The following is a 26,216-nucleotide window of genomic DNA, read 5'->3' as shown; positions in this document are numbered from 1 at the left end:
CGCTCGTGCACTTCGACAGGCTCAGTGACCGGGATGCGGCGCGCGGGAGGGTTGCCCTTCGACGGGCTCAGGGGCCGGGTGCGGGGTCCGTGGTGTAGGCCTCTCGGCGGGGTGGGGCGCGTGGCGCGGAACGCAGGGTCGTTCCATGGTTCGGGCCTGAGGGAAGGGGGTGCGCCTCGCAGACCCAGTGCCGAATCTGCGAGACGCGGCTAGTGGGCCGGGACCGTCACGACGTCGACGCCCTGGGCGCGGAGCTCGGCGAGAGCGTCCTCCGGGGCGGAATCGTCGGTCACCAGGATGTCGATGGCGGACGGATCGCAGACGACCGCCATCGCGGAACGCCCGAACTTGGCGCCCTCTGCGACGGTGATGACGCGACGAGCCGAGCCGATCATCGCCTGCTTCGCTGCGGCGTCTTGCAGGTCGTACGCCATCACTCCGTCGATGGCTGACAAGCCGCAACAGCTGAGAACGGCGGTGTCGAAGCGGAGTGATCGAAGCGACGCCTCGGCGAGCGGGCCCACGATGGACCCCTCGTCGGCGCGCACGGTGCCGCCCGGGAGGATGAGGGTGACGGACGTGCTTCCGGAGAGGTTCGCGATCGCCTGAACGGAGAACGGCATGACCGTCAGTCGTCGGCTCGCGAGCTCTCGAGCGACTGCCGCGCCACTCGTCCCGCTGTCCACGGTCACGGCCTCGCCGTCCTGAATGAGCTCACTGACCGCCGCTGCGATGCGTTCCTTGACCGAGCTCGCATCCAGTCCGCGCATCGCGAAGGGGAGTCCTTCGCCGCGCATCATGAGGTTGACGGCACCACCGCGGATGCGACGAAGCACACCGACCTGCGCGAGGTGATCGAGATCGCGGCGGATCGTGACCTCGGAGGTGTCGAGCTCGTCGGCGAGGACGGCGACGTCGACTCGGCCGTCGCGGCTCAGGCGATCGAGGATCTGTTCGTGACGCGTGTTTCCGCTCATGCGTCAAACATACAACGAATCTGATCAAACGAAAGCATATTCTGACTGATTCGTGTATCTTCGAGGGAATCAGGAGCCGGGCTCGATGGACCGCAACCCGCGCGACCCACAAGACCCGCCCACCCCGCACAGCCACCACGGAGCATTCATCCATGACCACCACCGTCAGCCAGGGCATCACACCGCGCCTCCGCCGCGCACGCGTCGGCGTGTTCGGCATCTTCTTCGTCGTCGGCTTCCTGATGGCGATCTGGCTCGTCAACATCCCGGCGATCCAGGAGCAGACGGGTGTGTCGCACGCGGTCCTCGGCGGCCTGATCCTGTTGCTCGGGCTCGGCTCGTTCATCGCCATGCAGATCACCGGTGTCATCATCGACAAGCTCGGCAGCCGCTTCGCGACCATGTCCGGCGTCATCCTCATGATCGTCGCCGTGAACCTGCCGGGACTCGCAACAGACGCGATCACGCTCGGCATCGCCCTCTTCGTCTTCGGACTCGGGAACGGGGCGGCCGATGTCGCGATGAATCACCAGGCCGTCGTGGTCGAGCGCGAGTATCCCCGACCGATCATGTCCGCGTTCCACGCGTTCTTCTCCTTCGGCGGAGCGGCAGGAGCCCTCCTGGGTGCGCTCGCGCAGTCGATCGGACTCGACCTGCACTGGTCGCTCCTCGGCGCTGCCGTCCTCGGGGCGGTGCTCGCCGCGTTCTGTGCGCCGATGCTCCTCTCGACAGCCGACGAACGAGGCTTCGAAACGCAGAAGGCGGCTGCCGACGCCACTGAGGCGACGACCGACGCCGCGGTCCACGCATCGCCTGCGGCAGGCAAGGGCGATGAGAGCAGCGCCGTGCCCGTTTCACCGAAGCCTCCCGTCAACATCAAGCGTCGCGTGTTCGCCCTCGCGACGCTCGCGTTCCTGCTCATGCTCTCGGAAGGCGTCGCGAACGACTGGAGCGCATTGCAGGCCGTCGAACACCTCGCCCAGCCCGAGGCCGCCGCGTCACTCGCCTATGGAGCGTTCGCGATCATGATGACGATCGGTCGCCTCTGCGCCGACCGGGTATCCCACGCGTTCGGCGCCGTCAACGTCGTGCGATACGGATCGGCGGCCGCTGCGCTCGGCATGCTCCTCGTCGTCGTCTCGCCGGTGTTCCCGCTGACCCTCGTGGGTTGGGCGCTCTTCGGTGTGGGCATGTCCGGCATCGTTCCGCAGATCTTCACGGCAGCAGGCAACCTCGATGCGGCGACGTCGGGTGTGACGTTGTCCAGAGTCGTCGGCGCCGGCTACATCGGCATCCTCGCTGGCCCCGCGGTCATCGGCTTCCTGGGCGGCGTCATCGGTCTGACCCTCGCGTTCATCCTGCCGATCGCCTTCTGCGTGCTCGGCGTCTTCCTCGCGCCGATCGTGTCGTCCTCGAAGTCGAAGGGCCGAGTGTCCACTTCGGTGTGAGGCGAAGGGCTCGCGGAGAGCAGCTCGGTGCAGTCCCACTCGGTGCAGTCCCACTCAGTGCAGTCGGAGGCCCAGTGAGGTGGTGATCGGCTCGCGCTGACCACCGGAGTGCACGATGTCGGTGCCGACGACGGTGAGTTGGCTCGCGTGATGGCGGAGTGCAGCCGTGACCGTCGGCAGGTGCTCCGCCAGATCGAACCAGTCGAGGGTCGTCGTGTGACGGGCTTCGACGTCCGGTCTCGTCTGCACGACCTCGGCGAACGGGACGCCCAGCTCCTGGCTCGCCAGCAGGCTCGCCTCATGCATCCGCACGTGGTCGGGGTGCCCGTAGCCGCCGCCGTCGTCGTAGCTGATGATGAGGGCGGGGCGGACGTGAGCGATGAGCGCCTCGAGGTCGTCGACGACCTCGGTGATCGGGGCGATCGCGAAGGCGTCGTCGTCGATGTCGGGAGCGGGGCCTGCGAGGCCCGGCCGGATCCAGGACATCCCGGAGTCACGGTAGACGCGGTCGCCGCGTCCGGCGGCTCGGGCGGGGGCCTTGCCGAGCCAGAAGCGCTCGTCGACGCCGAGGATCGCCGTGGCGCGCTGCAGTTCGCGCTCCCGTTCGTGCGCGAGCTCCTCCGTGCCGGCGAGTGCGGACAACGGGCCGGCGACGACCTCACCGCGTTCGCCCCGACTTGCGGTCACGAGGGCGACTCGGAAGCCACGTGCAGCGAGTTCCACGATGAGCGCGCCCGTCGCGATGGTCTCATCGTCCGGATGCGCGTGGGCGAGGAGCACCGTGATCGGTTCGGCTGTACCCGAACCTGCCTGCCCGGCGAGATCGTCCAGCACGCTCACGAGCGGAGGACCGGCGTCTCGAGGAGCTGACGGTACACGGAGACGAGACCATCGGCCGACCGCTCCCAGTCCAAGAGCTCGGCGCGCTGCCGTGCCGCGGCGGAGAGCTGTCGCGCGAGCGTCGCGTCATCGAGGATCCGGGTGATGGTCTCGGCCCAGATCTCCGGGTCGCGTGTGTCGAGCACAACGCCGGTCACGCCGTCGACGACCGCTTCACGCAGACCACCGGAAGCAGCGGCCACGACGGGGACGCCACTCGCGGCGGCTTCCAGGGCGACGAGACCGTAGGTCTCCGAGTGGGACGGGACGAGCACGAGTCGAGCATCGCGGAGGAGGGCTGCGAGGCCCGACCGCGACTGCGGGCCGACGAATCGGACCTCGCGCTCGATGCCGTCGGCCGCGGCGAGGCGGGACAGCTCGGCGATGTACTCGTCGTAGTCGGCGGAGACGTCGCCCGCGACGACGAGTTCCGGGCGGATGGACGCGGGAACGTGGGCGATGGCCTCGATCGCGAGGTCGAAGCCCTTGAGGGGCTGGAGGCGACCTGCGACGATCGCGTACCCACGATCCGACGGAGCAGCGCTCGGAGCATCGGCGTCGCGCGGGTGGAAGAGGACTCCATCGACGCCGGGCGGGACGACGGCGACGTGATCCGGAGAACCGCCGAGGCGTGTGATGACGGTCTCGGCTTCCGCTTCGCTGATGGCCACGACGGAATCGGACTGCTGCGCGAGCCACGCCTCACCCGCGAGGCGACCGGGGGATTCCGGACGTTCGCCGGCGGACAGCGGAGTCGACTCGTCCGCTGCGATGCTGTGGAAGCTCTGCACATGCGGGATGACGAGACGGCGGGCGACGGGCAGGCCCGCCATGCCGGAGAACCAGTGGTGCGAGTGGATCAGGTCGGTGCCGACGGCGGAACCGCCCTCTACGCCGCCCGCCGATCCGGCCTCAGCCCGGATCGTCGCGAGGACGACGTCCAATCCGCTCTCGAAGTCGGCGATGAACCCCTCGTGGTCGCCCTTCGGGACGGGGTGCGCTGGCCCGGCGTCGACGAACCACAGCGTGACACGCTCGGCGAGTTCGACCCGAGCGGGCTGCTCGGCGGAGGAGCGGCGGGTGATGAGATCGACCGTGTGACCGGCTGCAGCCATCGCATCGGCCTGGTGGCGGACGACGACGTTCATGCCTCCGGCATCACCGGATCCGGGCTCATCGCCCGGAGAGGTGTGGAGGGAGACCATGGCGATGCGAAGGGGAGTTGACTCGTGGGGCACAAGCCGAGCTTAACGGCCACTGAACATCGATGTCGCCGTGAGGTGGTGATACCACTTGCGTACCACCATACTGGGAGCCGTGAAGAGCAATCTCGAGACGATCGACGGCAGGCGCCCCGTGCGCACCCTCATCCGTCTCCTGGCGCAGCATAAGCGTCGTCTCATCCCCGCCGTCATCGTGTTCGCGGTCAAGGACAGCCCGCTCTGGCTCATGCCGATCCTGACCTCGGCGATCATCGACATCGTCGTGGCCCGCGGCCCGCTCGACAAGCTGTGGCTGTACGGAGGCATCGCGATCGTCGTGATCGTGCAGAACTATCCGATGCACGTGCTCTGGACTCGCCTGTACAGCGGGTCCGTCCGGCACCTCGGAGCAGACCTCCGCAACGCACTCGCATCGCGGCTCCAGAGCCTGTCGATCGGGTTCCATTCACGGGCGAGCGCATCGGTCATCCAGACGAAAGTCGTCCGTGACGTCGAGAACATCGAGCTGATGCTGCAGCAGTCGGGCCAGCCGGCGCTCTCGGCAGTGTTCGTCCTCATCGGCGCCATCACGACCACCGCGATCCTCGTGCCGCAGTTCATCGTGGTCTTCGCGCTCACCGTCCCCATCTCGGTCGTCCTCTACGCGACCGTCCGACTCCGGGCGAACCGACGCAACGAACGGTTCCGGCTCGAGGTCGAGCAGTTCTCGGCGCGGGTCGGGGAGATGGCGACGCTTATGCCGATCACGCGGGCGCACGGTCTCGAGGGAGTCGCCGAGACGCGTGTCGCGGCTGCGGCGGAGGGCGTGCGGAGCGCGGGCTTCACGCTCGACATGCTCAACGGCCGCTTCGGCTCGGCGACCTGGGTGGCGATGCAGGTCCTGGCGTTCGGCACACTCATCGCCGCCGCTGCGATCTCGATCAGCGGGATCGTCTCGATCACGGCCGGTGAGGTCGTCCTCCTCAGCACCTACTTCACGATCCTCACGGGCGGCATCACGGGACTGCTGCTCCTGCTCCCCGTGATGAGCAAGGGCATCGAGTCCATCCGCTCGATAGCCGAGGTCATGGAGGAGCCGGACCTCGAGCAGAACGAGGGCAAACGAGCGGTCGGTGAGGTCCGCGGCGAGCTGGAGCTGCAGGACGTCCGGTACCGGTTCGAGCCGACGTCGTCGCCAGCTCTCGACGGAGTCGACCTCCACATCAGACCGGGGGAGACCGTCGCCTTCGTCGGCCCGTCCGGTTCCGGGAAGTCGACCCTGCTCAACCTCGTCCTCGGCTTCCTCCGACCCACCGACGGCCGCATCCTCCTCGACGGCGTCGACATGGAGACGCTCGACCTCCGCACGTTCCGCTCCTCGGTCTCCGTCGTGCCGCAGGACTCCGTGCTCTTCGAGGGGACCGTTCGCGACAACGTGACCTATGGACTCACCGATGTGCACGACGACCGTGTGGTGGACGCCCTCCGCGATGCGAACGCACTGGAGATCGTCGACGCGATGGATCAGGGCTGGGACACGATCGTCGGCGAACGCGGAGCGCGCCTGTCCGGAGGGCAGCGTCAACGACTCGCGATCGCCAGGGCGCTCGTCCGCGACCCGCGGGTGCTCCTCCTCGACGAGGCGACCTCGGCGCTCGATGCGGAATCCGAGGCGAAGGTCCGGGAGGCCCTCGCCCGTCTCATGCGGAACCGGACGACGCTCGTCGTCGCGCACCGGCTCTCGACGATTCGCTCAGCCGATCGCATCGTCGTGATCGACCACGGTCGGATCGTCGAGGTCGGCTCGCACGACGAGCTGCTCGCCGCCGATGGGCGGTACGCCGCGTTGCACCGCGCTCAGGCGCTGTAGGGATCGCCGCCGCGTTCGGCTTCGCTCGGTCGCGCCTCGCTGACCTGTTCCGTGGTTCCAGCGCGCCTTCCCGAAGATGGTACTGGAGTATCATGTACTTAGATGGGTACACGCGCAGACTGGGTGCATGAGTCGATCAGTCACCCTTGCGTCCTCTCGAACCACCGCTCCGTCCCGGCGTGATCGTCTCATCGGCGTCGCCGCTCTCGTCATCTGGGTCGCCCTCATCGTCGCGGCCACCATCGGGATCGCGCTCGCGACCGGCGTGAACGGATGGCTCGGGTTCGCCGTCGTCGCCCTCATCGGAGTCCTCGTCGGGACCGTCTGGCTCGGCGGCCTCCGGACCATCGGCATCCTCATCGCCTACCCGTTCGTGGCCAGGACGCAACGCGGGCGTGAGCGGGAACGATCGGCACAGCGCGAACCGATCTCGCAGGCGCACGTCGCGCTCCTGTACTGCACCGCGAACGATTTCGACGCGCAAGCGCTCTCGGCCTCCATGCGCCAGACGCACCCCGGCGTGAGCACCGTCATCCTCGACGACTCGAGCGATCCAGGCAAGCAGGCGGAGATCGACGAGTTCGCGCGCGTCTCCGGCGCACAGGTCGTCCGCCGCGCCGAGCGCACCGGCTACAAGGCCGGTAACCTCAACCACTTCTTCTCGACGAAGCCGACGCACGACGCGTTCGTGATCCTCGACAGCGATGAAGTACTCCAGCCCGACTTCGTCGAGCGCTCGCTCGACCGGCTCTCCCGGGAGAGCGCGACACGGGTGGTCGGGGTCGTGCAGGGCCGTCATCGCACCCACCGCGGCCAGTCGCGGTTCGCCGACGAGTTCGGCCAGATGTTCGAGACGCACGTCCGGGTGACGCAGCTCGTGCGCGCGAACCACGGCTTCTCCTTCTTCATGGGGCGTGGAGCCCTCATCACCGCCGAGTGCGTCGAAGCGGTCGGCGGGTTCCCCGAGATGGTGATGGAGGACCTGGCGTTCAGCCTCGAGCTGCAGCGGGCCGGGTTCGACATCGTCTACGCCCCGGAACTCGTCAGCAGCGAGGACTACCCGGTCGACTACCACGCCTTCACGAAGCAACACGGCAAGTTCATCGAGGGTGCCACCGAGTTCGTCGGCCGGTACACGTCGACGATCCTCCGCTCCCGTCTGAGCGCTGCTCAGAAGATCGATCTCCTGCTCGAGACGGTGATCGCTCCGGCCGGTGCCGCGTTCGCGATCATCATGTTCCTCGGCGGGCTGCTCCCGCTCGGTCCCGACGGTGGCGCCATCATGCCGGGCTGGATGGGCGCGTCCCTCGCGATGTGCGGTGTCGCCCCATTCCTCGGCGAGACCATGCGTCGCATCGGCGCCGGGCATCCCGTCAGCGCGGTGGTCTTCCTCTGTCGTGCGCTCGCGCTCTTCGCGTCCGTCCTCTGGGTCACGATCCGTTCCACAGCAAGGGTCGCCTTCGGCGCGAGGGCCGTCTTCGCGGTCACACCGAAGGGGCGCACCACGAAGGGATGGCGTGCGACCGCAGCACTCGAAGCGGGCGTCGCACTCGTCGCGATCGTGGTCGCCCTGCTCGTGACGCAGTCGGTGGCTCCGGCGATCGCCTTCCTCTGTTGCGCGGCCGCGGCGTGCTCCATCACGGCCTTCAGCGGCCGAGACCGTGCCGCACAGACGTTCGTCCGGACGCTGAGTCCGGGTGCGCATCGTCCTGCGGCGCCCGCGCTCCAGGCGGCGTGACCACCGTGATGACGTGCACCAACCCGCTCGCCCATGTGCTCGGGACGCTGTCCGCGTTCATCATCACCCGACTCCTCCGCCGTCCGCTCCGGAGGAATCACCACTGCTCATCGAAGGACTCGAACAATGACTCAGACTGACCTGCCGAGACGTATCGACGGTCTCCCCACCGTGACGGTCGTGATCCCGGCGTTCAACGAGGAGCGGATCATCGCCAGATGCCTCACTGCGCTGACCACAGCTCCGGACCCAGCCGACGAGATCATCGTCGTCGACAACGGCAGCTCGGACGCGACCGCACAGATCGCGGCGCGGTTCCCCGGCGTCCGCGTCGTCACCGAGCCGAGGAGCGGGGTGACCTACGCGCGCACGGCCGGATTCGACGAGGCTGGCGGCGAGATCATCGCCCGCATCGACGCCGACACGATCGTCACCAGCTGTTGGATGGGACGGATCAGGTCGATCTTCCACCGACGGGCCGCGCTCGACGCGATCGGCGGAGGGGCGACGATCGCGGAACTCTCGCCGGGACGACTGCTGTGGTGCGGTTGGTGGTACCGCGGATTCCGCTGGTGGCACGAACGCAGCATCGGCGTCCGGCCGATGGTCTATGGATTCAACGGGGCCATGCGGCGATCCGCGTGGCGGTCGGCTCGCAGGCTCATCGCGATGGGGGACCACGAGGTGAGCGAGGACGTCGACCTCACGATCGCGCTCCTCCGCACCGGCCATCGCATCGTGTTCGTGCCACGGCTCCTCGTGAAGGCACGGCTGTTCCGCTCGATCGACCGGGAGAAGCTCGCGAGGTACTACCGGACGGACAGCCTGACGCTCACTCGCCACGGCCACGGGAACCCCCGACGGTGGGTGCGACGTGACGAACGTTGACGGGCGCGGGGGAGATGCTGACGGGCACAGGGGAGATGCTGATGGGCACAGGGGAGATGCTGTCGCTCCGACCGCCGCCGGCCCGGTGCCCTGGTACCGCCGTGCCCGGATCTGGATCAGCATCGTCACCTTCGCACTGGTGGCGGCACTCGTCGCCGGGTCCTGGAACCACATCATCGATGCATTCCACAGCCTCGCACGGGTCGACGTGTGGGTCCTGCTGCTCCTGGTCCCCGTGCAACTGCTGAGCTACTGGGTCACGGGCGAGACGATGTTCTCCTTCCTCCGCTCGCGAGGCGAGCTCCGGGGGATGCATCCGCTCACCGCGATGCGCATGTCCTTGGAGTTCAACTTCTCGAACCACATGCTCCCGTCGGCCGGTGCCGCGGGCATCGTCTACACGACCTGGAAACTCGGGCGATTCGGGGTCTCGCTGGAACGAGCCTCCGTCGCGCAACTCGCCCGCTTCGCCGTGACGTTCATCTCCTTCAGCGTGCTGCTCACCGCCGCCACCGTCTCCCTGGTCCTCGCGGGTGAGGGGAGTCCACAGGTCCTCGGGGCCGCAGCGCTCGTCGGTGCCCTCGCGCTCGTGAGCACCACCGTCGGCGTCGTCCTGCTCCGGCGCAGGCGGCTCCTGCATCGCACGGCCGGACTCGTGACCGCACTCGCCAATCGTGTGCTGCGGTTGCTCCGTCGTCCGAACCCACTGAGCAGCGTCCCCGTCGTCCGCTACTTCGACGGCCTGTACCTCGAGGTCAGGGCGCTCGGCGAACGCCCGGCGACGCTCCTCCGCCCGTTCCTCTGGTCAGCCGTCACGAATCTCGCGGACGCGTCACTGTTCTTCATCGCGTTGAGCGCCTTCGGAGTCGTCCCGGATCCACGCCTCGTGCTCGTGGCGTACGGCCTGGCGACACTCGCGAGCATCGTCATCGTGACGCCGAACGGTCTTGGCGCGTACGAGGTCGCGCTCATCGCCGTGCTCGTGTCGGGGGGACTCCCCGAGGGGACGACGATCGCTGCGGTCGTGCTCGCTCGGGTCGTGCTCCTGCTCGGGACGATCGTGTTCGGGTGGGGGTTCTACCAGCAGAGCGTGCTGCGCTCCGGCGCCCCGCCGATTCGCGTGCGCCACCTCGACTCGCGATCCTGAACGCTCCGCTTGTCGGCCTGAGGTGACTGGCCTCACCTCCGCCTGCCTCGTGTCCGTCGGCCTCACGTCCGTCGGAAGCGCGCCTGATACGTCGACGGCGTGACGCCGTGCTCCTGGTGGAAGGCACGACGGAACGCCTCATCGCTCGCGAAACCTGCTGTCCTGGCGGCCTCCGTCACGTTCGCGCCTTGCTCGAGGAGCATGCGCCCGGCCTCCGTCCGTGTCTGTTCGACGAATGTCGCGGGAGAGACGCCCAACTCGGTCTGGAACAGGCGACGGAGATGCCTCGTCGTCAGCGACGCCCTGGCCGCGAGTGATTCGACCGTGTGGCCGCCGGTGCGTCGTCCCGTCGGTTCATCGGTGATCTCGTCGACGAGCCGACGGAGACGCATGTCGGTCGTCTCGGGGACGCGCTGCCGGACGGAGAACTGGGACTGGCCGCCGGGGCGACGCAGGAAGACGACGAGTTCACGGGCGACGTCGCGGGCGAGATCCGGACCGTGGTCGTCCTCGACGAGTGACAGGGTGAGGTCGATGCCCGTGGTGACGCCGGCGCTCGTGGCGAATCGGCCGCTGCGGACGAAGACGGCGTCCGGAGCGACCTCGACGAGGGGGAACCGTCGTCGGAGGGCTTCGGCGTGGCGCCAGTGGGTCGTCGCCCGGTGGCCGTCGAGGTAGCCGGCGCCTGCGAGGAGGAAAGCTCCAGTGCAGATCGACGCGATGCGGGACGCGTCGGTCGTGATGGCGTCGATCCGCTCCCGGACCGCGGTGCCGGACGGCAGCATCGGCAGCTCGTCCGCCCCGCTCACGATGAGCGTGTCGAACGGACGGGCATGGCTGTCCGTGCTCATGGCATCGGCCCGCAACCGCACGTGAGACGACGTGTCCACCTCGAGCGAGTCCCAGCCGAGGATCGAGACGCGGTAGTCGGCGCCGAGTCGGTTCGCCTGATGGAAGACCTCGGTCGGTCCGGTGACGTCGAGGAGCTGCGCGCCGTCGAAGGCGATGATGCCGACGCGGTGGATTCGGCTGTCGTGACTCGCCGTGTGGTGGGCCATCGTGTCCTCGGATCATTTGTGCGGGGTCATGGGGCGTGCTGAGCTAGGGGGTGTGCGGGGCCGCGCGGCGTCAGGCGGTGTCGTGCTCCGCCGGATGCCAGCCGATGTCCGATCGTACGCCTCTTGCGTCTGTTCGGACATAGAGGTCGGCACCCTGCTTCGGCGAGGCTCGACGTACGGCCCGCCATCACAGGGATGAGCGCGGCTCGACGAAGAGGAGAACACCCATGTCGGAGACGATCGCCGGGATCACGATCCCGGACACCCAACTGGTCCGCGACGCGACGGACCTCGTCCGGGCTGCGACGGACGAGCTGCTCTTCAACCACTCGCGACGGGTATTCCTGTTCGGCTCGCTCCAGGGGAAACGCCTCGGTCTGCAGCCGGACCCGGAACTCCTCTACGTCGGTGCGATGTTCCACGACCTCGGACTGACCGACGCATACGGCTCCGGATCGGACGCGGACGGAGCGCTCCGCTTCGAGATCGACGGCGCGCATGCGGCAAAGCGGTTCCTGACCGAGCACGGCCTGAGCGCCGGTGATGCGGAAACGGTGTGGCTCGCGATCGCGCTCCACACGACGCCGGGCGTTCCAGAGCATCTCGCGCCGGAGATCGCCCTCGTCACGGCGGGGGTCGAGACGGACGTGCTCGGCATCGGGTATCGAGACCTCGAGCAGGCGCTCCTCGCGGACGTCACCGCCGCCCACCCGCGGCCGGACTTCAAGCGCCGGATCCTGCAGGCGTTCACCGATGGCAACATGCGGCGCCCGCACACGACGTTCGGTAACGTCAACGCCGACGTCCTCGCGCACGCCGACCCGTCCTTCGTCCGAGACGACTTCGTCGAGATCATCCGGGGAAGCGACTGGGCCGAGTAACGGCGTCCGGCGCACAGGGCAACGGCGAAGGGCGGGACATCCGAGGATGTCCCGCCCTTCGCCGTACAGCAGGCGCCGTCGCTACTTCACGGCGCCGGACGCGAGGCCCGTCTTCCAGAAGCGCTGCAGCGAGATGAAGATGATGATGAGCGGGATGATCGACACGAGCGAACCCGTGATGACCGACTCCTGCAGTGCCGGCACGCGAGCGGTGGAGGCGTTCCAGTTGAACAGACCCAGCGTGATCGGGTACAGGCGGTCGTTCTGCAGCATCACGATCGGAAGGAAGAAGTTGTTCCAGATGCCGACGAACTGGAACAGGAACACCGTCACGAGCGAGGGGACCATCAGCCGGAAGGCGACCTGGAAGAAGATCCTGAACTCCCCGGCGCCGTCGATGCGCGCCGATTCGAGGATCTCGTCCGGAACCGCGCCCGCCGTGAAGATCCGAGCCAGGTAGACGCCGAACGGGCTCACGATGCTCGGGAGGAAGACCGCCCAGTACGTGTTGACGAGCCCGACCTGCGAGAACAGGAGGAAGAGCGGCAACGCGAGTGCGGTCGTCGGCACGAGGACGCCGCCGAGGATCACCCCGAAGAGGCCTTCACGGCCTCGGAAGGAGAACTTCGCGAGCGCGTAGCCGGTCATCGCCGAGATGAGCGTTCCGACGAGGGCGCCACCACCGGCGTAGAGGAGGCTGTTGAGCGCCCACTGCAGGAAGATGCCGTCCTGACGTGCGAAGAGCGTGCCGAGGTTCTCGAACAGGTTGAAGTTGGAGAACCAGAGGCCGGAGGTCGACGCGAGGTCGCCCTGCGGCTTCGTGGCGGCGACGACGAGCCAGTACATCGGGAGCAGGAAGTACACCGCGAGGATGATCATCAAGCTCATGGACGCGATGCGGGAGACCGTGCTCTCCTTGGGGACACGACCCGGCTGCAGCTTCTGCTGGCGGGGGATCGTCTGCCAGCGCTGCGGCTTGGCTGCTGCCTTCGTCGCGGCCTGTGGGGGCGTGGACTGCTGGGGGTTCGGCGTTGTCGTGGTCACAGTGCTGCCTTACGCGAAGTCAATTTCATGAACCCGAAGCTCAGGACGAAGGTCACGATCGCGATCAGGACCGAGACGGCCGCGGCCTGCGGGTAGTTGTTCCCGCCGGCGAGCGAGTACGCGAGCATGTTCGGGGTGAAGGTGCTCGAGATGTTCGAGGAGATCTGCGCGAGTACCGTCGGCTCCGTGTAGAGCTGCAGGGTTCCGATGATCGAGAAGACCGTCGTCATGACGATCGCGGGGGCGATGATCGGGATCTTGATCTTCACGGCGATGGCGAAGTTGCTCGCGCCGTCGAGCTTGGCGGCTTCGTACAGTTCCTGGGGGATGGCCTGCAGCGCCGAGAAGATCACGAGCATATTGTAGCCGGTCCAGAGCCACGTCGAGACGTTGGCGATCGACCAGAGGATCGCGCCGGCGCCGAGGAAGTCGGCCTTGATGCCGATCGAGGCCAGGGCATCGACGATGGGGGAGAGCTGCGGGTGGTAGAGGAACGACCACATGATGGCGGCGATGACGCCCGGGATCGCGTACGGCATGAACGCCGCGATGCGGAAGAAGCCCTTGCCCTTGATGAAGGGGGAGTCGAGCAGGAGCGCGATCACGAGGGCGATCAGCAGCATGAGTGGGACCTGGACGACGCCGAAGAGGCCGATGCGTCCGATGCTGCCCCAGAACTCGGGGTTCTGCAGGACGGCCGCGTACTGGGTGAAGCCGCCGAAGACGGTGGTGCTCGTTCCGAACTGTCCGGACCCGCGCTGCACCACCAGGAAGCTCTGCCACAGGGCGTAGCAGATCGGGACGACGTAGAAGAGGACGAACGGCACGAAGAACGGAAGGAGGAAGAGGACGATCGTCTTCGCCTTCGGTCCAGGCGTGTGCCGTGTACGTCTGGAATCCTGCAGGACGGCCGGCGCCGTCGCGGTGGTGGTCATGGGACGTTCTTTCCAAGCTGGGGGAGTGGGTGATCCGGTGCGGGACGCTGGGTCCCGCACCGGATCGGTTCTGTGGAGCTGGTGGAGCTTGTACTGCTCGTGGAGCTGATGGTGCTGGTGGAGCTGCGCCGCTCGACTACTTGGCGTTGACCGGGATGTCCTGGTCCTTCATCGACGAGATCGCCTTGGCCTGAGCGGCCTTGAGCGCGTCGCTGAGCGAACCGCCGTTGTTGACCGACTTGGCCATCGCGTCCTGGAGGGCGACGTTGACCGTCTTCTGGGTGGGGCCCCAGGTGAAGTCGGGGTTGACGTTGTTCGAGGCGTCCTTGAAGACGTCGAAGATCTTCTGTCCACCGTAGTAGTCGACGCCTGCCGTGAGGGCGGGCAGTTCGAGGCCGGCGTTGGCGGCCGGGTAGAGGCCACCGAGCGAGTTCTCGAGCGCGAGCGCCTCAGGGTCGGTGTTCAGCCAGAGGTTGAACTTGACTGACTCGTAGAGGTGCTTGTTGCCCTTCATGAACGCGACGGTCGAGCCGCCCCAGTTGCCGGAGGCCTTGCTGTCTGCAGCGAAGGTCGGCAGCGGAGCCACGCGCCACTTGCCGGACTGGTCCGGCAGGTTGTCGCGGAGCATGCTGTAGCCCCAGGCTGCGGACACGTTCGTGGCGAGTTCGTCCTTCTCGAAGGCGGCGAACTGCGGGGTCGAGCCGCTCGCGAGGTCGGTGCGGACCGTGCCGTCGGAGATGAGCTTCTGCCAGTAGTCCGCGACCTCGCGGGTCTTGGCGCTGTCGACGTCGACGTTCCACTTGTCGTTGGAGTAGCTGTACATGTTGGCGCCGTTCTGCCACAGCAGACCGTTGAACGCTTCAGCGTTGTTCAGGTCGAACGATGCGATGGAGAGGTTCGGGTCGGCCGCCTTGAGGGCCTTGCCGGCGGCTTCGTACTGCTCCCACGTGGTGGGAACGGCGATGCCGTACTTCTCGAACAGGTCCGCGCGGTAGTACAGCGCCATCGGGCCGGTGTCCTGCGGGATGGCGTAGACGCCTTCGCCGCCGAAGGTCGCCTGCGACCAGGTCCACGGCACGAAGTCGGACTTGGCCTTGACGGCGTCCTCGCACTTGGAGGCGTCGACGAAGCCGTCCTGGAGGCGGAGGTTCGCGAGCTGGTCGTAGCCGACCTGCGCGAGCTCGGGCGCCTGGCCGGCCTTCAGGGAGTTGGAGATGGTGCCGTAGGCGTCATTGGAGATGTTCTTCAGTTCGACCTGGATGTCGGGGTTCTTCTTGTTCCAGAGGTCGACGACCTTGTCCATGCCGGAGACCCAGTTCCAGTACTGGATGGTGACCGGCTTGCCGGCGGGCTCACACGAAGCGGCTGCGCTTCCGGAGTCGGCGGGGCTGGAGCAGGCTGCGGTCGTGGCCACGGCGGCGATGGTCGCTGCGATGGCCAGGCCCCGCATGATGGTGCGTGGTGTGGTGCTCAAGGTGATCCTTTCGGGGGGCAACCCGTCCGCGTCTGCGGGCGAGTCAGGAGGAGTGCAAGAACAGCGCTACTCAGATCCCGTGGATGAGGCCTCGTTACCCACCGTTGGGACTTAAGTAAGGACAATATGACTTTCGTATTTATAGGCCTGGGAACCCCTGAAGTCAAGCGGGTTTCTGGGATGTTTCCGGAAGGCGCTCTCCAGCCTACATCGGTATTTGTCCTCATGTACTGACATGAGCTGAGCGTTCGCTCAGACGTCCGATGGATTGATCCGGTGTTTGCGGGCATCTGGATCACGCGAGTTCCTCCATCGAGTGGATGAACCCCCGCGGAATCCAGGAAGTACGCCGTTTTCGTTCAAGTTCGAACATCAGCTTGACGTGACAAAGGTCGTATGTTTATCCAAGAACCTGTGAACCTGGCGGAAACGAGATTCGCCCAGAAAATTCTGAGCTTCCGTCTCACCTTCGACCTCACGGTTCACCTTCTCGTCGCCCGTCGTCGCACGCCGCGGAGCTCGGCCGCATTGCGCGGTCGGGCCCCTGTCGTCTGTCTGTCTGTCTGCCGTCTACCGGACCAGCCGGACGATGTGCACGTTCCCGAACTGCTCGTCGTTCTTCTCCGCACCGTCCGGCACGAAGCCGTTCCGGGCGTAGAACGCTCTGGCGCGCGGGTTGTCGGCGAGGACCCAGAGCGATGCGGGTCCGCCGTCGAGTGCCGCATCGAGGAGGGCCTGCCCTGCCCCGGATCCGTGGTGCGAGGCAAGGAGGTAGATGGCCCCCAACTCGATGTCCCGCACGGGCGCCTCGTCACGCGGAGCCGACACCGATGCGAACCCGACGACGCTCCCGTCGGCCTCCGCGACCCACAACCGCCCCCAGCCGTTCTCGAGCACCTGACGCCACATCTCCGCTCGGCGTTCGGGCGGGAACGCCTCGATGCTCCCGGCCGGGAACACGTCCGAGTACGTCTCCAGGTGCGTCGCGAAGTGGATCCGCCCGATCGCTTCGACGTCGTCGATCGTCGCATCGCGGACGTGTGGGGCCGGGTTCGTCTGATCTGGCATCCCCACAGTCTGCCGAAGGCCGGGTCGGAACCGCAGCCGGAACCTCCTCCATGGCAGGATGTTTCGCTATGGAACCAACCGACGGTGTTCGGGACGCGATCGAGCTGCGGGTGCGGTTCGCCGTGGATGACGCGGTGTTGACGCGCTTGCACGAGCGTGCATTCGGCGCGTCCGGGCAGCTCGCCGCTGCGCAGGCCGCGGAACCTGTGCCGTGGGCGCACCGCCTCGAGCGGCACAGCGTCGCGTGGATCGGTGCGTTCGAAGCTGGTCGGGCGGGCCACGACGAGCTCGTCGGGTTCGTGCACGCGGTCTGGGACGGCGGTGAGCATGCGTTCCTGCTCGACACGATCGTCGATCCGTCTGTACAGCGCCGCGGCATCGGACGTGCGCTCGTCCTGCGGCTCCGTGAGGTCGTCGCCGAGGCGGGCTGTTCCTGGTTGCACGTCGACTTCGAGCCGCGCCTGTCCGGTTTCTATCGCGAGTGCGGTTTCCGTCCGACCGAGGCGGGTTTGCTCCGCTTGGGGTGAGCGCACTTCGACAGGCTCAGTGACCGGGGCTCAGTGCTCGAGGATCCGTTGGAAGAGCACGTGGTCCTGCCAGGTGCCGTTGATCGACAGGTAGCGAGGCGCGTACCCGATGCGTTCGAAGCCTGCCTTCGCGAGGACGCGCTGCGACCCGGCGTTGTCCGGCAGGGTGCCGGCTTCGATGCGGTGCAAGCCCAGACGATCGCGCGCATCGGCGACGATCGCCTGCACGGTCGCCGAGGCGAGTCCTCGTCCAGCGTGCGATTCGACGACCCAGTAGCCGAGACCGGCGCTCTGGAACGGACCGCGGGAGATGCTCCCGAGCGTGAACCGTCCGACGACTGACGTGTTGCGTGCGATCGTCCCGGGATCGGCGTCCACACGAGATCCACTGCCGCCACGGAGGTCTTCGAGCACGAGCGGGAGCTCCGCCTCCTGGCCGAGCGCTCGTGTCGCGCGGAGGAGTTCCGTCGTCCACCAGCTCTCGGTGAAGTACGCCTCCGGGCGGACGGGTTCCCACGGGGCGAGGTAGGCCCGGTTCTGCGCCAGCGCCGTCGCAATGGCCAGGGCGTCCGTCGTCTGAACCGTGCGCAGCAGGATGTCATCGGCGATCTCGCGTGGCTCGAACATCGGATCAGCCTAGGGGAACCTCGACCAGGGCAGGGCTGACGGCACCGAGACCCCAGAGCTCCATGTCAGCGGTGCGAGCCAGAATGATGGGGTGCAGCAGATCGACACCGGACGACTCGTCCTCGAACCCCTGACGGAAGCCGACCTCTCGGAGATGTTCGCCGTCTACTCCGATCCGCGGACCTGGGCGCATCTGCCGTCGCACCGCCACCGGCATCCCGACGAGACGGCGCGGAACATTGCGAACACCACGAGAAGCCGACACCTCACGGGGCTCGGCATGTGGGCGATGCGGGTCGGACCCGAAGCCGCCGACGATGAGCTCCCGGAGGGCACCTTCATCGGCACGGGCGGCGTGGTCCTCGTGGGACCCGACCTCTGGAACCTGGGCTACCGGCTGTCACCGCGAGCCTGGGGGCGAGGATTCGCGACGGCGGTCTCGCGAGCCGCCACCGAGGCAGCCGCCGAAGTCGCCCCGGACCGAGCCGTCACCGCTCGGGTGCTGTCGAACAATCCCGCCTCTGAACGAGTCGTCCGCAAGGTGGGCCTCTCGCTCGTGTGGGAGGGCGTCTCGTCCGAGACGGAGGCCACCTCGTCTTCTCCGGCTCCTCCCGTCATGCGCCGAGCCTTCGCGGATCGAGAGCTCTCGCCGGATGCCACGGCCTGGCTCATCGCCATGGCCTAGCTGGATGATCTCGCGCCTCGCACACAACAGGGCCCGACCGCACGTCGTGTGCGGCCGGGCCCTGTTGTTCGGTGCTCTGCTGTTCAGCGCTCTGCAGTTCAGCGCTCTGCAGTTCAGCTCACGTCGCTGCCGCTCAGCGCAGGTGCAGCGTCCGGATCTCCCACGGGCCGAGCTCGACCTGGACGGATCCGGCCGCGTCCTCGGATGACAACGGGCGACCCAGCAGGTCGACCGTGCCGACAGACGCGAACGAGCCGGAAACGGTCGCCGTGACGGGGGAAGCGCTGAGGGCGACGAGTCGCACCTCGGTCGCATCGCCGACGCGGCGGAGGGTCGTGACCTGGACGTCAGCACCGTCGACGCGGATGCCGGCCTCCGGAGCCGGAACCGTGCCCCCCGTTCGCTGCGTTCCGCGCGCGACGAGGCCGTCTGCACGGAACTCCTCTGCGAGGGCGACGGCGCCGGCCGGCTGCCAGCCGCCCCGGACGGGAACGACGCCGAACTCTGCCAGCACGTTCGTGCCGAGCTCCTGACCGCCGGGGATCGGGATCTCGGAACCCGCAGGCTCGTCGCGCAGCGGGTGCACGTTGACGCTGATCGAACCGACGGCACGCACGAGCGTGATCGCGAGCTCGGTGCCGTCGCCGACGACCTCGTACTCGCTCGCGTGCTTCAGCAGGACCGTTGCGGGGCCGGCGTTCACGAACGACGTCGCCGGGAAGGTCGGGATCGGGAACTCACCCCAACCGCCCTCGCTCGTGAGGCCTCGCTCGGTGACCGAGAACTGGCCCTCCGAAGCCGACCCGGTGACTGCCTCGGGCAGCGGAACGTGCAGACGCAGACGGTGGTCGGCGATCTGGTTGACGTACTCGACGCTCACGCGCACGAAGCCTTCGCCCGCGCGGACCTCGTAGCGGGTCTCGATCGTCGTGTCGACGGTCTCCGTGGAGCGGACGTCGACATCTTCGGACAGCGACACGGGCAGTGCGTACGTGCGGAGCGCACGGACGACGGCGCGGACATCGCCGACCTCGACGGTTTCGACGACGACCTTCACCGGGGCGTCGATGACCTCACCGGACGAGATCGGACCGAAGTTGTAGCTGTCGCCACGGTCGGCCTCGTCGACGAGACGGCCGACGCCCTCGAGCACGGTGCCGTCGGCTCCCGTGATCGTCGCGGTGCCGTCCGCGGTGATCGTCGCGGAGACGAGACCATTGCCGATCGTCGCACCAGCGCCCTCTTCCGAAGCGGCGATGGGGGAGACGGTCGCCTCGGACTCGCCCTGGGCGATCGTGAACGAGGTGCTGCCTGACGCGAGGACCGGAACGGCGACGAGCACCCGACGACGCGGCTCGGCGAGCGTCAGGACGTGCCACTCGCCCGGGTGCGCCGCAGCGGCCTCGGTGAGCGCGTCGCGCGTGGCCAGCAGGTCGAAGACCGGGGTCTTCGGGATCTCGGCGACGCGGAACGTCAGGCGGTTCGGCTCGATCGTGCACGTGTCGATGTCCTGACCGAACAGCTCACGACGGTGGATGCGACGGATGACGCGGTCCACCTGCGAAGCATCCATGCGCTCGTCGCCGAGGACGGTCTTCGTGCGACCGATCTCCTGGACGTGCAGGACGGTGCCGTCTGCGAGCTTCGCGACGAGCGGCAGCTCTTCGTCCGGCGAGGCCACCTCGACGTCGACGAAGATGGTGCGGTCGCGAGGCAGCGTGTTGACCACGACGTACGCGTCACTCGACACGGGCTTCGCGAGTTCGCGCAGCACGCCGTCCCGGACGGAGCGTGCGGCCTGTGCGGACTCTGCGAGACGTGCGGCGACCTGCTCGACGGTCTCATCGGTGCCGGAGCCGACGACGGAGTCGTGGGCGGTGGACTCGATGATGCCGCGAGAGGCGATGTCGAAGAACGGCTCGTAGTCCTCGTCGGACCAGCGGGCGGCGACGCGCTCGGCCTCGTCGAGGATGCGTTCGGCGTCGGCCATCGCCTCCTTGAGTCCGAGACGGATCGAGATGACACCGGGCAGGATGTTGCCGCGCTGGTGGCTGCGGAGCTCACCGACGACGTCGACGAGCTTCGCGGCGCCCTCGGCGTCAGCCGCGTAGCGCTCGAAGTACTCGGTGAGCGTCTCGACGGCGATCGGGAAGGCCGCCTCGTCGAAGCGACGGACCCAGTTCATGAGCTCCGGATTCGGCGCCATGTGGTCGGTGCCGACCATGCCGAGGATGGGCTCGTCGCCCCAGCGTTCCTTCGTCAGACGGTGGTAGTCGCGGAGGGCGCGCGGGATCTCGTCCGGGACGAGGAGGAAGTCGAGGGCATTGTCGTAGCCGTCGAACAGGTACTCGGAGCGCACACTCGAGCCGTCGGGGGCGACCCAGCGGAACTGGTGGCCGTCGACGGTTCCGGGGACGCCGCGCCAGAAGGCTGACGTCGTGATGCCTGCGCGGTTCAGGATCTGCGGCATCTGCGCGACGTGACCGAACATGTCGGGGAGGTAGCCCACGGGCATCGCTCCACCGAGACGCTCGGCGCCGGACCAGCCGAGCTGCAGGTTGCGGATGATCGTCTCGCCCGTGCAGAGGAACTCGTCGAGGAGGATCAGCCACGGGCCGAGGGCGAGCTGGCCGCTGCGCACGATGGCCTTGATGCGCTCGGTGTTCTCCGGACGGATCTCGAGGTAGTCCTCGACGGCCGCGGTCTGCCCGTCGAGCGTGAACCGGAACTGCGGGTCGCGCTCGGCGGTCTCGAGGACCTGGTCGAGGGCTTCGACGAGCCGGAAGCGGAAGACCTGGAACGGTTCGTACCATTCGCGGTCCCAGTGGGTGTGGGGGACGAAGACGATGCCGGACGGGTGTCCGTCGGTGCCGTTCGCCGCGTCGCCTGCTGGTGCCTGGGTGGTGTCGGTCACGCCTGTGCCGCCTCTCCGCCGATCGTGATGCCCTGCGCGGTCGCGAGGGCGCGAGCCATCCGCAGTGCCGTGATGAGGTCCTCGCGACCGTGGCTGATGCCGGTGGGCGCAGCGACGCCCTCCGTCACGAGGGTGTGGAACGCTGCGAGTTCGGTCTCGAACGCTTCGGAGACCTCACGCGTGACGGTCTTCGTCTCTCCGCCGACGCCGGCGCGCGCGACGACGCGCAGCTCGGTCGGCGCGTTCAGCAGGTACGGGACCTGGAACTCGACCTCGAGCGTGCCGGTCGTGTGGTGGATCCGGACCGTCTCGTGGTACGCCGGGTAGTCGGCGAGGTAGTGCCAGTGCAGGTGCACGCGCGCACCTGCCGAGATCGTGCCGCCGAATTCGAGCGATCCCGCGCTGTCGACGTTGCCCCACTGGCTCGCGCTGTCGACGCTCGTGATGGACCCGAGGAGTGAACGCAGCACGGAGATGTCGTGGATGAGGCTGCCCGCGATGACGTCCGTGTAGAGCGAACGGAACACCGCGGGGGTGCCTGCTCCGATGGCCTGGTCGATCGCGACGCCGTCGCGCTGCTTGAAGCCGGCGATGACGGACGGGTCGATGTCGCGTGCCGGCGGCTGCAGGTTCGCGTACGCGAGCTGCGAGCCGGGGCTCGGGTGCAGGACCTCGACGTCGACGTAGCGGATGTCCTCCGCTGCGGGGAGGAGTTCGCGCAGGCCCTGGACGGCCGCGTCGTACTCCTTCATGTACGCGAGGAGCAGCAACGGGCGACCGGCTGCTGCCTCGGCCGCGGCCAGGGCGTCGACCTCTTCGAGGGAGAACGCGAGGGGCTTCTCGCAGAACACGGCGACGCCGGCCTGGATGGCTTCGAGCGCCGGTCCGCCGTGCGAGCCGGAGGTCAGCAGCACGACGCCGTCGAGTGCTTCCGCGGCGAGCATCGTGGTGAGGCTGTCGTGGCGGTTCGCGGCCGCGATGCCGAATTGGTCGCCGACGCTCGCGAGGAGCGTGGGGGACAGGTCGGCGACGGCGACGAGCTCGAAGAGGTCCCAGCGGCGCTGGATGAGGGGCAGATGCACGGACTGGGCGACGGCGCCCAGGCCGACGACGCCGATGCGGATCTTCTTGGTCATGGCAACCACTTTCTGAGGGCTTCTCGGTTGATTCTCTGGTTGGCGATCGCACGATCGATCGTGTCGCCAGGCCGGGGGATGACGTCCTGCTCGATCACGAGCCAGCCGTCGAAGCCGGTGCTCGTGAGGTGTTCCATGACCGCTTCGAGATCGAGATCGCCCGCTCCGAGGGCGACGAACGCCTCACCGGACCAGACTTCGCGCATGCCCCCGCCCGCGGCGAGGATCTCGCGCAGACGGTCGGTGCGTGCGTCCTTCAAGTGGACGTGGTTGATGCGGTCGGACCAGCGCGTGAGGCCTTCGATCGGGTCGCCGCCGCCGATGATGAGGTGCCCGGTGTCGAGCGTCAGGCCGACATCGGTGCGGGCCAGGAACTCGTCGATCTCCGCCGGGGTCTCGACGTAGGTGCTCGTGTGGTGGTGGAACGTCGGCTCGAGTCCGCGCTCGCGCACGAGCGCTGCTGCGCGCTGCACGTTCGCCGCGAACGTCGTCCAGCCCGCCTCGTCGAGGCTCAGACCGTCGCCGCCGCCCGGTCGCGCCTGGCGGTCCGGCGTCGCGCTGGCGGCGAGCGTCGGAAGCGGGAGGTGCTGCGGATCGACTGCGGCTCCCTCGATGAAGTTGTCGAGTGCTTCGGCGAGCGCGGGGAGGCTCGCTGCGAAGGCCGCGTCATCGTGGAACGGGAGGTCGACCCACCCGCCGACGAGGCTGAGCTCGTACCGACGGAGCCGGTCCTGGAGCTCGGCGCCGCGGCCGAGGAAGCCGACGGGTCCGAGGTCGATGCCTCGGTACCCGGTGTCGTGGAGGGCTGCAGCGATGTCGTCGGGTCCCGGAAGTACGGCACCCTCCTCCGGCTCCAGCTCGAAGACACCGAAACTGACGGGTGCGCCTGCGATCCGCACGGGCACTCCTTTCGGGGGATGTGGTCGGGGAAGTGAGGGTGCTCGCTCGCACGCCGTGGGGCGGACGACTTGAGCGATTGAGAGCATTACATAGAATGTCCTTACAAACATTCACTCTAGCGAGTGTACCCACGACTCCGCCGCTCGATGCGTGGTGGTTCACATCGGACGATCAGCGTTCCGCAACCGTTCACACCCGCAGGGCCGGCCGCAGCAGACATCAGCAGACACCGCACATCCGCAGGACACAGCAAGGGAGCAGTGACACGTGAGCACGCACGAACTCCGGTACGACCGGCCCGCCGCGACGTGGCTCGAGGCGTTGCCGCTCGGCAACGGCAGGCTCGGCGCCATGGTCTTCGGCACGCCCGGTCGTGAACGCTTCCAGCTCAACGACGGCACAGCGTGGTCCGGAAGCCCACGGAGTGAGGCGGAATTCGGTCTCGTGAACGCCGAGGTGGCGGCCGACGCCCTCGCTGCATCCCGTTCCGCGCTCGACCTGGACGACCACGCGAGCGCGATCAGCGAGCTGCAGCGGCTCCAGGGCCGCTACTCGCAGAGCTACCTGCCGTTCGCCGACCTGTTCGTGGACGCTCGACCGAGGGGATCCAACGCCGGCGACGTCCGCTCGTTCTCGCGTCATCTCGACCTCCGGACGGCGGAACACGTGGTGGATTACGTGCTCGCGGGTCGCGGGTCCACCGGCTCGGCCACCGGCACCCGCCTGGTGTGGCGCTCCTCGATCTCTCACCCGGACGGCGTCCTGCTCGTGACGCTCGAAGCCGATGCGCCCGTCGATCTCACGGTGTCCCTCACCTCCCCGCTCCGCGTCATCGGCTCGCAGAGCGATGAACGAGGGTGCGGCATCGATCTCCTCCTCCCGTGCGACGTCCCTCCGCCGCACGAACCGGCAGAGCCGGTCCGCTACTCCACGGCGCCGGGTGATTCGCTCCGCGGCGCCGTGGTCCTCTCCTGGGAGCACGACGGCACGGACGCCGGTCTCGCCGACGGGGCCGATGCGGGCTCCCGCAGCGCCGCCGGTGTGACGCGCGCGACGATCGTCCTCGCGACCGAGACGACGTTCGACGGCATCGGACGGGCTCCATCCGGTGACGAGCACGATGCGCGTGCGCGCGCCGCTGCCCGCGTCGGCGCGGCGCTCTCCTTCGGTGCCGACGCAGTGCGCGCCCGCCAGCGCGCGGACCACGGCGCGCTCTACGACCGCACGGAGCTCCACCTCGCGGCTCCACCCTCGTCCGAGCCCACGGACGGCGCTCGCTCCTCGGACCAGCGCTTGGCGCACGCCGTCGAAGCGCCGGGCGGCGCCATGGCAGCAGACCCCCAGCTCGCAGCCCTGCTCTTCCACTATGGCCGCTACCTGCTGATCTCCGCCTCTCGTCAGGGAGGTGTCGCGGCGACGCTCCAAGGACTCTGGAACGACGAACTGCGCGCACCCTGGAGCTCCAACTACACGGTCAACATCAACACGGAGATGAACTACTGGCCCGCCGAGACGGCGAATCTCAGCGAGTGCCTCGTGCCGTACGTCGACCTCGTGCGCGGCGTGAGCATCGCGGGTCGGGAGACGGCCGAGCGGCTCTACGGCGCTCCGGGGTGGGTCGCCCACCACAACACCGACGTGTGGGCGTACACCTCACCGGTCGGCATCGGCCGCGCGGATCCGTCGTGGGCGTTCTGGCCGCTCGCCGCGACCTGGCTGACCCAGGGCCTGTTCGAGCACGTGCGCTTCGGTGCCGACGACGCCTTCGTCCGTGAGGAAGCGTGGCCGATCATGCGATCCGCGGCGGAGTTCGCGCTCTCCTGGCTCATCGAACGACCGGACGGCACGCTCGGCACCTCGCCATCGACGTCTCCCGAAAATCACTTCGCGACGCCGGCCGGCGGCGAGTCCGCGGTCGGAGTGTCCTCCACGATGGACCTCCGCCTCATCTCGTGGTTGTTCGATGCGGTCATCGGGTTGTCGGATCGCCTCGACCTCGGCGACGATGCGGTCGTGCAGGCCGCACGCGCCGCACTGCCGCGCATCCCCGGCTTGTCCGTCGGACGCGACGGCATGATCGTCGAGTGGCTCGCCGACCATCCGCAGGTGGAGCCGACGCATCGTCACCTCGGCCACCTGGTGAGCGTGTTCCCGGGCGATGAGCGCCTGACGTCGAACCTCCGGGAGGGAGTGCTCCGCAGTCTGGAAGGCCGCGGCGACGACTCGACCGGCTGGTCCCTCGCCTGGAAGCTCGCGCTCCGGGCCCGGCTCGGCCAGCGAGACAAGGTCTCCGACCTCCTCCGGCTCGTCTTCCGACCTGCTCCCGCGGGAACGGACGTCCAGCAGGGCGGGCTCTACCCGAACTACTTCGGCGCCCACCCGCCGTTCCAGATTGACGGCAACTTCGGGTACGTCGCCGGCATCGCCGAGTCCCTGCTCCAGAGCCACACGGGCGAGCTCGTCCTCCTGCCAGCGGTCCCGCTGGAATGGCGCGACGGCTCGGTTCGCGGCCTCGTCGCACGACCCGGCATCGAAGTCGACGTGCGGTGGACGGCGGAGCACGGCATCGGCGGCATTGACGGCGCCGACGGCATCAGCGGCGTCGCACAGCGGCCGAACCTCGTGGAAGCGACGTTCCGCGCGATCCGTCCGTCCGGCCGAACGGGCCTCGACGTCCTCCTCGGCGACGCACGCGTGACGATCGATCTCACGGCGGGCGAAACGGTTCGGCTCACCGCGGCCGACTTCGCCGCCGTCACCGCGTAGCGCCGCTCCGCTGCAACCCACCCGCTGCAACCCACCTGCTGCAATCCAGAAC

21 protein-coding genes are annotated in these 26,216 nt (G+C 68.1%); 9 read left to right on the top strand and 12 right to left on the bottom strand.

The window, feature by feature from the left end; translation table 11 throughout:
- Positions 1-209: 209 nt before the first annotated feature.
- Positions 210-977: a DeoR/GlpR family DNA-binding transcription regulator gene (locus ACQ3HB_RS07815; protein WP_430919278.1), complete on the bottom strand. Its 768-nt coding sequence runs from the start codon at positions 975-977 to the stop codon at positions 210-212.
- A gap of 152 nt (positions 978-1,129) precedes the next feature.
- On the opposite strand from ACQ3HB_RS07815, the gene ACQ3HB_RS07810 reads away from it, so the two are divergent.
- Positions 1,130-2,425 (top strand): MFS transporter, encoded by a 1,296-nt coding sequence (locus tag ACQ3HB_RS07810; RefSeq protein WP_430919276.1) that lies wholly within the window; start codon positions 1,130-1,132, stop codon positions 2,423-2,425.
- 54 nt (positions 2,426-2,479) lie between these two features.
- Here the strand turns inward: ACQ3HB_RS07810 and ACQ3HB_RS07805 are convergent, their stop codons facing one another.
- Both ACQ3HB_RS07805 and ACQ3HB_RS07800 read right to left on the bottom strand, forming a co-directional pair.
- On the bottom strand, positions 2,480-3,259 hold the full coding sequence (locus tag ACQ3HB_RS07805; RefSeq protein WP_430919274.1) for a PIG-L deacetylase family protein: 780 nt from the start codon (positions 3,257-3,259) through the stop codon (positions 2,480-2,482).
- Positions 3,260-3,261: 2 nt separating this feature from the next.
- Positions 3,262-4,542 (bottom strand): glycosyltransferase, encoded by a 1,281-nt coding sequence (locus tag ACQ3HB_RS07800; RefSeq protein ID WP_430919272.1) that lies wholly within the window; start codon positions 4,540-4,542, stop codon positions 3,262-3,264.
- Positions 4,543-4,621: 79 nt separating this feature from the next.
- Between ACQ3HB_RS07800 and ACQ3HB_RS07795 the strand changes: the two genes are divergently transcribed.
- From ACQ3HB_RS07795 to ACQ3HB_RS07780, 4 genes are all read left to right on the top strand, one after another.
- Entirely contained in the window at positions 4,622-6,376 is a 1,755-nt protein-coding gene (locus ACQ3HB_RS07795; protein WP_430919271.1) for an ABC transporter ATP-binding protein, read from the top strand.
- A 127-nt stretch (positions 6,377-6,503) separates the two neighbouring features.
- Positions 6,504-8,114, top strand: coding sequence for a glycosyltransferase (locus tag ACQ3HB_RS07790; protein ID WP_430919269.1), 1,611 nt, complete (start codon positions 6,504-6,506; stop codon positions 8,112-8,114).
- Positions 8,115-8,240: 126 nt separating this feature from the next.
- On the top strand, positions 8,241-9,002 hold the full coding sequence (locus tag ACQ3HB_RS07785) for a glycosyltransferase family 2 protein (RefSeq protein ID WP_430919268.1): 762 nt from the start codon (positions 8,241-8,243) through the stop codon (positions 9,000-9,002).
- Positions 9,003-9,087: 85 nt separating this feature from the next.
- Entirely contained in the window at positions 9,088-10,149 is a 1,062-nt protein-coding gene (locus tag ACQ3HB_RS07780) for a lysylphosphatidylglycerol synthase transmembrane domain-containing protein (protein WP_430919266.1), read from the top strand.
- Between the two features lie 62 nt (positions 10,150-10,211).
- Here the strand turns inward: ACQ3HB_RS07780 and ACQ3HB_RS07775 are convergent, their stop codons facing one another.
- Positions 10,212-11,207, bottom strand: a complete 996-nt coding sequence (locus ACQ3HB_RS07775) for a GlxA family transcriptional regulator (protein WP_430919264.1) — start codon at positions 11,205-11,207, stop codon at positions 10,212-10,214.
- Positions 11,208-11,434: 227 nt separating this feature from the next.
- Between ACQ3HB_RS07775 and ACQ3HB_RS07770 the strand changes: the two genes are divergently transcribed.
- Positions 11,435-12,088 carry an HD domain-containing protein gene (locus ACQ3HB_RS07770; protein ID WP_430919263.1) on the top strand — a complete coding sequence of 218 codons (654 nt, stop codon included), beginning with the start codon at positions 11,435-11,437 and terminating at the stop codon, positions 12,086-12,088.
- Positions 12,089-12,169: 81 nt separating this feature from the next.
- On the opposite strand, the gene ACQ3HB_RS07765 is transcribed toward ACQ3HB_RS07770, so the two are convergent.
- The 4 genes from ACQ3HB_RS07765 to ACQ3HB_RS07750 form a co-directional block, all read right to left on the bottom strand.
- The gene (locus tag ACQ3HB_RS07765; protein ID WP_430919261.1) at positions 12,170-13,132 is read right to left on the bottom strand and encodes a carbohydrate ABC transporter permease; all 963 of its coding nucleotides are present in this window, start codon (positions 13,130-13,132) and stop codon (positions 12,170-12,172) included.
- Complete coding sequence (locus tag ACQ3HB_RS07760; RefSeq protein ID WP_430919259.1) at positions 13,129-14,067, bottom strand: carbohydrate ABC transporter permease; 939 nt, start codon at positions 14,065-14,067, stop codon at positions 13,129-13,131. Before ACQ3HB_RS07760 ends, ACQ3HB_RS07765 begins: the two co-directional genes overlap by 4 nt.
- 136 nt (positions 14,068-14,203) lie before the next feature.
- A complete protein-coding gene (locus ACQ3HB_RS07755; RefSeq protein WP_430919257.1) occupies positions 14,204-15,541 on the bottom strand; it encodes an ABC transporter substrate-binding protein in 1,338 nt (445 codons plus the stop codon).
- Between the two features lie 570 nt (positions 15,542-16,111).
- The gene (locus ACQ3HB_RS07750; RefSeq protein ID WP_430919255.1) at positions 16,112-16,609 is read right to left on the bottom strand and encodes a GNAT family N-acetyltransferase; all 498 of its coding nucleotides are present in this window, start codon (positions 16,607-16,609) and stop codon (positions 16,112-16,114) included.
- A 68-nt stretch (positions 16,610-16,677) separates the two neighbouring features.
- Between ACQ3HB_RS07750 and ACQ3HB_RS07745 the strand changes: the two genes are divergently transcribed.
- Positions 16,678-17,136, top strand: coding sequence for a GNAT family N-acetyltransferase (locus ACQ3HB_RS07745; RefSeq protein WP_430919254.1), 459 nt, complete (start codon positions 16,678-16,680; stop codon positions 17,134-17,136).
- A 30-nt stretch (positions 17,137-17,166) separates the two neighbouring features.
- On the opposite strand, the gene ACQ3HB_RS07740 is transcribed toward ACQ3HB_RS07745, so the two are convergent.
- A complete protein-coding gene (locus ACQ3HB_RS07740) occupies positions 17,167-17,763 on the bottom strand; it encodes a GNAT family N-acetyltransferase (RefSeq protein ID WP_430919252.1) in 597 nt (198 codons plus the stop codon).
- A gap of 91 nt (positions 17,764-17,854) precedes the next feature.
- On the opposite strand from ACQ3HB_RS07740, the gene ACQ3HB_RS07735 reads away from it, so the two are divergent.
- Positions 17,855-18,448 carry a GNAT family N-acetyltransferase gene (locus tag ACQ3HB_RS07735; protein ID WP_430919251.1) on the top strand — a complete coding sequence of 198 codons (594 nt, stop codon included), beginning with the start codon at positions 17,855-17,857 and terminating at the stop codon, positions 18,446-18,448.
- A gap of 133 nt (positions 18,449-18,581) precedes the next feature.
- Here ACQ3HB_RS07735 and ACQ3HB_RS07730 read toward each other — a convergent pair whose 3' ends face one another.
- Genes ACQ3HB_RS07730 through ACQ3HB_RS07720 form a run of 3 tightly spaced genes read right to left on the bottom strand, consistent with a single transcriptional unit; the run spans position 18,582 to position 23,397 of the window.
- Positions 18,582-21,362 (bottom strand): glycoside hydrolase family 38 N-terminal domain-containing protein, encoded by a 2,781-nt coding sequence (locus tag ACQ3HB_RS07730; RefSeq protein ID WP_430919249.1) that lies wholly within the window; start codon positions 21,360-21,362, stop codon positions 18,582-18,584.
- Entirely contained in the window at positions 21,359-22,498 is a 1,140-nt protein-coding gene (locus tag ACQ3HB_RS07725; protein ID WP_430919247.1) for a Gfo/Idh/MocA family protein, read from the bottom strand. The genes ACQ3HB_RS07730 and ACQ3HB_RS07725 overlap by 4 nt, the downstream gene beginning before the upstream one ends.
- Positions 22,495-23,397 (bottom strand): TIM barrel protein, encoded by a 903-nt coding sequence (locus ACQ3HB_RS07720; protein WP_430919245.1) that lies wholly within the window; start codon positions 23,395-23,397, stop codon positions 22,495-22,497. Before ACQ3HB_RS07720 ends, ACQ3HB_RS07725 begins: the two co-directional genes overlap by 4 nt.
- A gap of 268 nt (positions 23,398-23,665) precedes the next feature.
- Between ACQ3HB_RS07720 and ACQ3HB_RS07715 the strand changes: the two genes are divergently transcribed.
- Positions 23,666-26,164 carry a glycoside hydrolase family 95 protein gene (locus ACQ3HB_RS07715; protein ID WP_430919243.1) on the top strand — a complete coding sequence of 833 codons (2,499 nt, stop codon included), beginning with the start codon at positions 23,666-23,668 and terminating at the stop codon, positions 26,162-26,164.
- Positions 26,165-26,216 lie beyond the last annotated feature (52 nt).

It is taken from the genome of Plantibacter lichenum (assembly GCF_050587525.1).
GTDB lineage: Bacteria > Actinomycetota > Actinomycetes > Actinomycetales > Microbacteriaceae > Plantibacter.
This window is presented reverse-complemented; position numbering and strand designations above follow the sequence as displayed.